Here is a 7116-nt window from a genome sequence, read left to right as displayed (position 1 = left end):
ATATCATCAATATTGTGAAAAATGGGTGTATCGATAGTTATTTGAATGTCATTCATTATAGCAGATGATAAAAATAAACGATATTTGCAAAGTATTATCAATCCGTTTGTATTATCGGATGTAAATCTAAAATAATATTTATATGAAAAAAACCTTCTTTCCGGCTGCTTGTGCGGCAGCTTTATTGTGTGTTTCTGTGGGATGTACCTCTCCGGGTGCATCGGGTAATAAACAATTACCGGCCAAGGTCACTCTTACCAAAGAGGTCCTGATGGACAAGATTAAAGGCGGATGGGCTGGACAAACCATCGGCTGCAGTTTTGGCGGACCAACGGAGTTTAAATACAATGGTACCATGATTCAGGATTATGTTCCCATCGAGTGGGACGACGACCGCATTTCCTGGTGGTACGACAACTTTCCCGGCTTGTACGACGATGTATACATGGACCTTACTTTTGTTGAGGTGTTCGACAGATTGGGGCTGGATGCGCCTGCCGATTCCTTTGCCATGGCTTTTGCCACGGCCGGTTACACGCTGTGGCATGCAAACCAGTCGGCACGCTACAACATCCTTCAGGGGATAATGCCTCCCCAATCCGGCCATTGGCTTAACAATCCTCATGCGGATGATATTGATTATCAGATTGAAGCAGACTATGCCGGTTTAATGACACCGGGTATGCCTAACACGGCTTCGGCTATCTCGGATAAGATAGGACACATTATGAACTATGGCGACGGATGGTATGGCGGTGTGTATGTGGGAGCGATGTACTCGCTGGCATTTGTGTCGGACGATGTGGAGTATGTAGTTACTGAAGCCCTTAAAACCATCCCGCAGCAGAGTACCTTCTACCAATGCATGGCGGATGTGATTAAATGGCACAAGCAGTATCCCGACGACTGGAAGCAGACCTGGTTCGAGTGCGAGAAGAAATGGAGTCAGGATATCGGTTGTCCGGACGGCGTGTTTGTTCCCCTTAACATAGATGCCGTTATAAACAGTGCTTACATCGTGATTGGCTTGCTGTACGGCGAAGGTGACTTTTACAAGACGATGGACATATCCACCCGTTGCGGTCAGGATTCCGATTGTAATCCGGCCTCAGCTGCTGGTATCCTGGGTACCATGATTGGCTACGACCGTATACCCGAATATTGGAGAAAGGGGCTTGCTAAGGTAGAAGACCGGGCTTTCTCATATACCGATATCTCTCTGAATAAGGCTTATAAGATGAGTTTCGACCAGGCTCTTCAGGTGGTTCAGCAGAATGGTGGCTCTGTGGCGGGCGACAGTGTTACCATTGTTTGTCAGCTTCCCGAACCTGTACGTTACGAAAAGGCCTTCGAGAATCTGTATCCGGTAACGAAGCAGACTATCAACAAGCCTATCGATCAGGTGGGTGAAGTTGTTTTTGAAGGTACGGGCGTGGTGTTTAAGGGATACCTGCAGTGTGCCGATGCTACCTATGTGGGCAAGGCAGAGATGCGTATAGACGGTGAACTGGTGGAGACTGTAAACCTGCCCGCTTCGTACACTACCCGACGTAACGATCTGTTCTGGAAATATCAGCTTCCTAAAGGAAAACATACGGTTACATTCAGCTGGCTGAATCCCCGAAAAGATGCTTCAATCAACTACACGGAAGCGGTCATCTATTCCGACTCTCCCAATAAGATTGTACATCAGCCTGCTGCCAAATAAGTGAGAAATTAATGGCGTATAAGGTTGAACTAAGTTCAAACTAAACTTGTATATGCAACCGCCCCCATGAACTCGTTTGATCGAGTTCATGGGGGCGGTTTATTGGCCCATGGCCTGAGTTCCTAAACGGGGTAGTTTCAACCTTAATTGATATAACCCCGGTTGTTAGTTCCTATTTATTTGCCGGTAATTTGTACCGGGAAGGGAGTGTAAAAGAGGTTGTTTTCTGTCCGGACCAGCATCCATTCCTCACAAATCCGGGCTTGGGCAGGGTGGGAGAGACTATCTTCTGCCAGAACCCGATTTACGTGTTGCGCCGCCCGGACGGTTGCTGCGGGTGTTTCCTCCTCCGGAATTGGAACGGTTACCGCCTGAGGGTCTGCCGCCGGATTGTGACGGGCCTTTGGAAGCACGTGCTCCGCTGTTGTTTGCCTTGGCCGAGGCGGGAAGCGATTTGCCTATCCGCTCTTTGCTACCCGTTCCTCCCGATTTGGCAGTCCGGTTTGCCGGTTTGCCTTTCTGCTCTTTTTCCTGAGCCGAAAAGGTAGTACGTGTCTTCAGTTTCTCCGGAGCAGCCGCCTTGGGAGTATCGGCTTTCCGCACGGAGGTCGCCTGTTTCTTCTTTGCCGGAGCAGCCGTTTCAACGGAGTTTTCCAGTAATTTGTTCAAGGTAGCCAGCTCTTCATCCGAAAGGAAACGCCACTCTCCCGAAGGAAGCTTATCCAGACGGATGTTCATAATGCGGGTACGCTTCAGCTTTATTACCTCGTATCCAAGGGCCTCACACATACGTCTGATTTGCCGGTTCAATCCCTGTGTGATGGTAATCTGGAACCTTGTGTCGGTTTCCTGTACCATCTTGCATTTTTTTGTAATTGTACCCAGGATAGGTACTCCGTTGGTCATCCTGGTAATAAACTCGGGAGTGATGGGTTTATCCACCGTTACAACATATTCTTTGTCGTGGTCGTTTGACCCACGTAATATCTTGTTCACGATGCTGCCGTCGTTGGTTAGAAGCAACAGCCCCTCCGAAGGTTTGTCCAATCTCCCGATATTGAAGATACGGGAAGGAAAGTTTACATAATCCACCACGTTGTCGCGTTCGGTGGGATCGGTTGTGCAGGTAATGCCGGGCGGTTTGTTAAGCGCAATGTAAACGGTCTCCTCCCTGCGTTTAAGAAGGACACCATCCACTTTGATACGGTCGCTGTAGTTTACTTTCGATCCGATCTCGGCAGTTTTATCGTTTACCAGTACGCGACCTTGTTCGATCATTGTATCTGCTTCACGACGGGAACATAGGCCTGACTCGCAAATAAGTTTGTTTAATCTGATTTCCATTTACTGTATAACTTGATATAAATATAGAAAGGAGACAAGAGAGGGAAATATTCCGCCGAAGATGTTACCCTTACGGCAGGGTATAAAAAAGAGAGAGGCAAAGCCAACTATCAATAATTGACTTTGCCTTTCTGTAGATACATAAATCGAATGGGTATATATCATACCAATTTCGGACAATAAAGTGAACCGGAAGCCAGGGCCTCCGGTTTCAGGTTATCGCACCGGAATCTTGCAAATTCTTTTTTCATGACGACCACCGTCGAAAGGGGTTGAAAGAAACGCTTCGAGTACTTTTTTAGCCTCTTCGTTGCTTATAAAACGGGCGGGAAGCACCAGCACGTTGGCGTCGTTGTGTGCACGACCCAGACGGGCAAGTTCCGGTTCCCAGCTGATGGCAGCACGGACTCCCTGATGTTTATTAAGCGTCATGGCAATACCGTTGCCCGAGCCGCATATACCGATACCCGGATATACTTCGCCTGCTTCGATGGCATTGGCCATGGGATGGGCATAGTCGGGATAATCGGTGCTTTCGGCAGAGTTTGTGCCGAAGTCCTGCCAGGAAATACCCTTTTCATCCATTACTTGCTTCAGATACTCTTTCAGCTCGTAACCGGCGTGATCACTGCAAATTCCTATTTTTTTCATGCCAATAATTCTTTTACCTGCTTGTAAACGTTTGCTCCGGTGAATCCTAATTTCTCATCCAATACGGTGTAGGGTGCAGAGAAACCGAATGATTCGAGTCCCCATACCTTGCCGTTTGAACCAACCAGGCCTTCCAGATTAACCGGCAGACCGGCTGTTAAACCAAACACCTTTTTACCCGAAGGGATAACCGATTCCTGGTAAGCCTTAGGCTGACTGCGGAACAGGCCTTCCGAAGGAACAGATACGATGCTTACCTTGATACCATCGGCACGAAGCAAGGCTGCACCTTCCACAAGGGTCGATACTTCAGAGCCGGATGCCAGTAATACCACGTCGGCATTGGCGTCTGCTTCAACAACATAGGCTCCCTTTACTGCCTGAAGCGCTTCTGTAGCACGACAGTTTACGGCAGGAAGGTCTTTGATATTTTGTCTTGACAGGATCAATCCGGTAGGAGTAGCGGTGTTTTCCATAGCCATCTTCCAGGCAACGGTCGTTTCCTGTACGTCGGCCGGACGAAGCACCAACATAGAGTTGTGTCCTTTATGATTTTTCAGTTTCTCCATCAAACGGATCTGAGCTTCCTGCTCTACCGGTTCGTGGGTAGGACCGTCTTCTCCAACACGGAATGCATCGTGGCTCCAGATAAACTTAACAGGAAGTTCCATCAGGGCAGCCATACGGATGGCGGGTTTCATATAATCGGAGAATACAAAGAAGGTTCCGCAGGCAGGAATTACACCGCCATGCAAAGCCATACCGATACATACGCAGGCCATAGTAAGTTCGGATACGCCGGCCTGGAAGAAGGCTCCGGAGAAATCACCCTTTACAAAGGCATGTGTTTTCTTAAGGAAACCGTCGGTCTTGTCGGAGTTGGACAAGTCGGCAGACGATACCACCATGTTCTCAACCTGGGTAGCCAATACGCTAAGCACCGTTGCCGAAGCTGTACGTGTAGCCTGGTTTGCTTTTTGTTCTACAGCACTCCAGTCGATAACAGGAGCTTTGCCGGAGAAGAACATCTCCATCTTGGCAGCCAATTCCGGGTTTTCTTTGGCCCAGGCAGCTTTGGCTGCTTTCTTTTCGGCTACAATCACTTTCAGTTCTTCGGCTCTTTTGGCATACAAAGCGGCCACTTCGGGGAAGATTGCGAAAGGTTCATCGGGGTTACCACCCAGATTCTTGATTGTATTTTCTATAGATGCACCTGCGGCTGTTAAAGGTTGGCCGTGGGTGGATACTTTATTGGCATAGCAACCGTTGGCTGCGTCTACCGCTCCTTTACCCATCAGTGTGTTACCGATGATAAGAGTGGGTTTTTCTGTTTCAGCCTTAGCAGCTGTAAGGGCGGCACGGATTTCGGCAACATCGTTACCGTTTATCGTAATCACCTTCCATCCCCAGGCTTCGTACTTCATGGCTACATTTTCAGAATCCACTTCGTCCACTTTCGTTGAAAGCTGGATGTTGTTGGAGTCGTAGAACATAATCAGGTTGTCTAGTCCCAGCGTGCCGGCAACACGGCCAGCTCCCTGCGAAATCTCTTCCTGAATACCACCATCCGAAATGAATGTATAGATGGTTTGATTCATCACCTCGCCAAAGCGTGCCTTCAGGAATTTAGCGGCAATAGCGGCACCTACAGCATAGGTATGTCCTTGTCCCAGCGGACCGGAAGTGTTTTCTACACCACGTTTGATGTCTACTTCCGGGTGACCGGGAGTAGGGCTTCCCCATTGGCGGAACTGCTTTAGTTCGTCTAACGAATACTTGCCTGTTAATGCCAAAACGGAATACAACATGGGAGACATATGACCCGGATCCAGGAAGAATCGATCGCGTCCTTCCCATTCAGGATTGGCGGGATCAAATACCAAAAATTCAGAAAACAGCACATTCGCGAAGTCTGCACCACCCATAGCGCCTCCCGGGTGACCGGATTTCGCTTTTTCTACCATGGACGCAGCAAGAATACGAATGTTATCCGCTGCCTTGTTCATAACTATACTATCGTTCATCTTTTTAAGAGGATTGTAATTTTTTGCAAATATAGACATTCTAATTTATTAATACCCTACAAAAGGGAAGATAACCTATAAACAAAACTACTTTGGGAAAGGTTTTTGGTTTTATTGTACTTCTTCTTATGACTGGTTTTGCATATTTTTTAAAATTCTTTCTTTTTCTGAATTGTGTTTGCTTTTTAATTTGTAATATTGGACAGTTAATCACATACAATTTGGAAAGCCATGAAAAAGTTCTATTCCACCATTTTGTTTTTGTTCTTTATCGTTCTTTTTGCCGGTGCTGTTCTGGACGGGAAGACTCCCGCTAATTACTTTGCAGGTAAATGGGATGTAACCGTAGTGGGTACGCCTCAGGGAGACGCCCGACTGATTGTTTGCCTGGAAGAAAAGGATGGAAAGCTAACGGGGAAGATTGTAGATCCGGCCACAAATACGGAGATCAGTCCCATTTCCGACCTCACACAAGCAGAAAAAACGGTTACTTTCTATTTCAATGCACAAGGCTATACCGTATCTTTGCAGCTGAAAGAAAAAGATAAGAACAGTGTTACCGGCAGCATGATGGATATGTTTGATGCCTCCGGTACCCGAATCGAAAAAAAATAGACTATGTTGATATTGCTTTCTCCGGCCAAAACAATGACAGGCTCTTCGCCTGTCGCAGCGCCGGATAAAACAGTGCCCGCCTTCGAAAAGGAGGCTGCGGAGCTGGCTTTGTATTTATCCCAATCGTCCGTAGAGGATTTATCCCGTATGCTGAAAGTGAACACTACCCTGGCTGCCGGGAATTACCGGCGCTTCAAGGAGTTTCACTCCGCCGATGTTCCTTCGCTGCAGGCGGTGCTTGCCTATACGGGGATTGTTTTCAAGTATTTAAACCCGGCCGGTTTTACGGAAGCCGACTTCCACTATGCGCAGTCGCATCTGCGGTTCACCTCTTTCCTGTATGGCTTGCTGCGTCCGCTGGATGGTATCAAATGCTACCGTCTGGAAGGCGATGTGCGGCTGCCCGAATTAAATGGGTTGACTATGTTCGAGTATTGGAGGAGCAGGCTGACCGACAAGCTCATCGAAGATTGCCGCAGTGCCGGCGGGATATTGGTGAACCTGGCCAGTGCAGAGATGAAGTTGTTGTTCGACTGGAAACGGCTTACCGCCTCGGTGCAGGTGGTTACTCCCGAATTCAGGATCCCGAAGAACGGAAAGCTGACTACCGTGGTGATCTACACAAAAATGGCAAGGGGGGAAATGTCGCGGATGATTTTGAAGGAACGCCTCGGCAGGGTAGAGGATTTAAAGAAGTTCTGCTGGGAGGGATTTATGTTCCGTCCCGATTTGTCGGATTCCAATGTGATGATGTTTGTGCAGGAGGGTGTTTGA

6 protein-coding genes are annotated in these 7116 nt (G+C 48.0%); 3 read left to right on the top strand and 3 right to left on the bottom strand.

The window, feature by feature from the left end:
- The first annotated feature begins 142 nt into the window (after positions 1 to 142).
- Positions 143 to 1708, top strand: coding sequence for an ADP-ribosylglycohydrolase family protein (locus AB7E53_RS13385; RefSeq protein WP_446776221.1), 1566 nt, complete (start codon positions 143 to 145; stop codon positions 1706 to 1708).
- A 282-nt stretch (positions 1709 to 1990) separates the two neighbouring features.
- Here AB7E53_RS13385 and rluF read toward each other — a convergent pair whose 3' ends face one another.
- From rluF to AB7E53_RS13370, 3 genes are all read right to left on the bottom strand, one after another.
- On the bottom strand, positions 1991 to 3052 hold the full coding sequence (gene rluF / locus AB7E53_RS13380; protein ID WP_446776219.1) for a 23S rRNA pseudouridine(2604) synthase RluF: 1062 nt from the start codon (positions 3050 to 3052) through the stop codon (positions 1991 to 1993).
- Between the two features lie 216 nt (positions 3053 to 3268).
- Positions 3269 to 3703 (bottom strand): ribose 5-phosphate isomerase B, encoded by a 435-nt coding sequence (gene rpiB, locus AB7E53_RS13375; protein WP_068180004.1) that lies wholly within the window; start codon positions 3701 to 3703, stop codon positions 3269 to 3271.
- On the bottom strand, positions 3700 to 5727 hold the full coding sequence (locus tag AB7E53_RS13370) for a transketolase family protein (RefSeq protein ID WP_446776217.1): 2028 nt from the start codon (positions 5725 to 5727) through the stop codon (positions 3700 to 3702). The genes rpiB and AB7E53_RS13370 overlap by 4 nt, the downstream gene beginning before the upstream one ends.
- A gap of 231 nt (positions 5728 to 5958) precedes the next feature.
- Here AB7E53_RS13370 and AB7E53_RS13365 point away from each other — a divergent pair, with 231 nt between their 5' ends.
- Together AB7E53_RS13365 and AB7E53_RS13360 are read left to right on the top strand one after the other, a co-directional pair.
- Positions 5959 to 6342, top strand: a complete 384-nt coding sequence (locus AB7E53_RS13365) for a hypothetical protein (protein WP_179399495.1) — start codon at positions 5959 to 5961, stop codon at positions 6340 to 6342.
- A gap of 3 nt (positions 6343 to 6345) precedes the next feature.
- Positions 6346 to 7116, top strand: a complete 771-nt coding sequence (locus tag AB7E53_RS13360) for a YaaA family protein (RefSeq protein ID WP_446771784.1) — start codon at positions 6346 to 6348, stop codon at positions 7114 to 7116.

Origin of the sequence: Macellibacteroides sp., assembly GCF_050251695.1 — a bacterium.
Classification (GTDB): Bacteria; Bacteroidota; Bacteroidia; order Bacteroidales; family Tannerellaceae; genus Macellibacteroides; species Macellibacteroides fermentans.
The sequence above is the reverse complement of the archived record's forward strand: the minus strand, read 5'-3'. Positions and strand labels throughout refer to the sequence as shown.

Bases quoted from the DNA above. Each gene is read 5' to 3' on its own strand.
- AB7E53_RS13385 (WP_446776221.1), top strand. From the start codon at position 143: ATGAAAAAAACCTTCTTTCCGGCTGCTTGTGCGGCAGCTTTATTGTGT.
- rluF (WP_446776219.1), bottom strand. From the start codon at position 3,052: ATGGAAATCAGATTAAACAAACTTATTTGCGAGTCAGGCCTATGTTCC.
- rpiB (WP_068180004.1), bottom strand. From the start codon at position 3,703: ATGAAAAAAATAGGAATTTGCAGTGATCACGCCGGTTACGAGCTGAAA.
- AB7E53_RS13370 (WP_446776217.1), bottom strand. From the start codon at position 5,727: ATGAACGATAGTATAGTTATGAACAAGGCAGCGGATAACATTCGTATT.
- AB7E53_RS13365 (WP_179399495.1), top strand. From the start codon at position 5,959: ATGAAAAAGTTCTATTCCACCATTTTGTTTTTGTTCTTTATCGTTCTT.
- AB7E53_RS13360 (WP_446771784.1), top strand. From the start codon at position 6,346: ATGTTGATATTGCTTTCTCCGGCCAAAACAATGACAGGCTCTTCGCCT.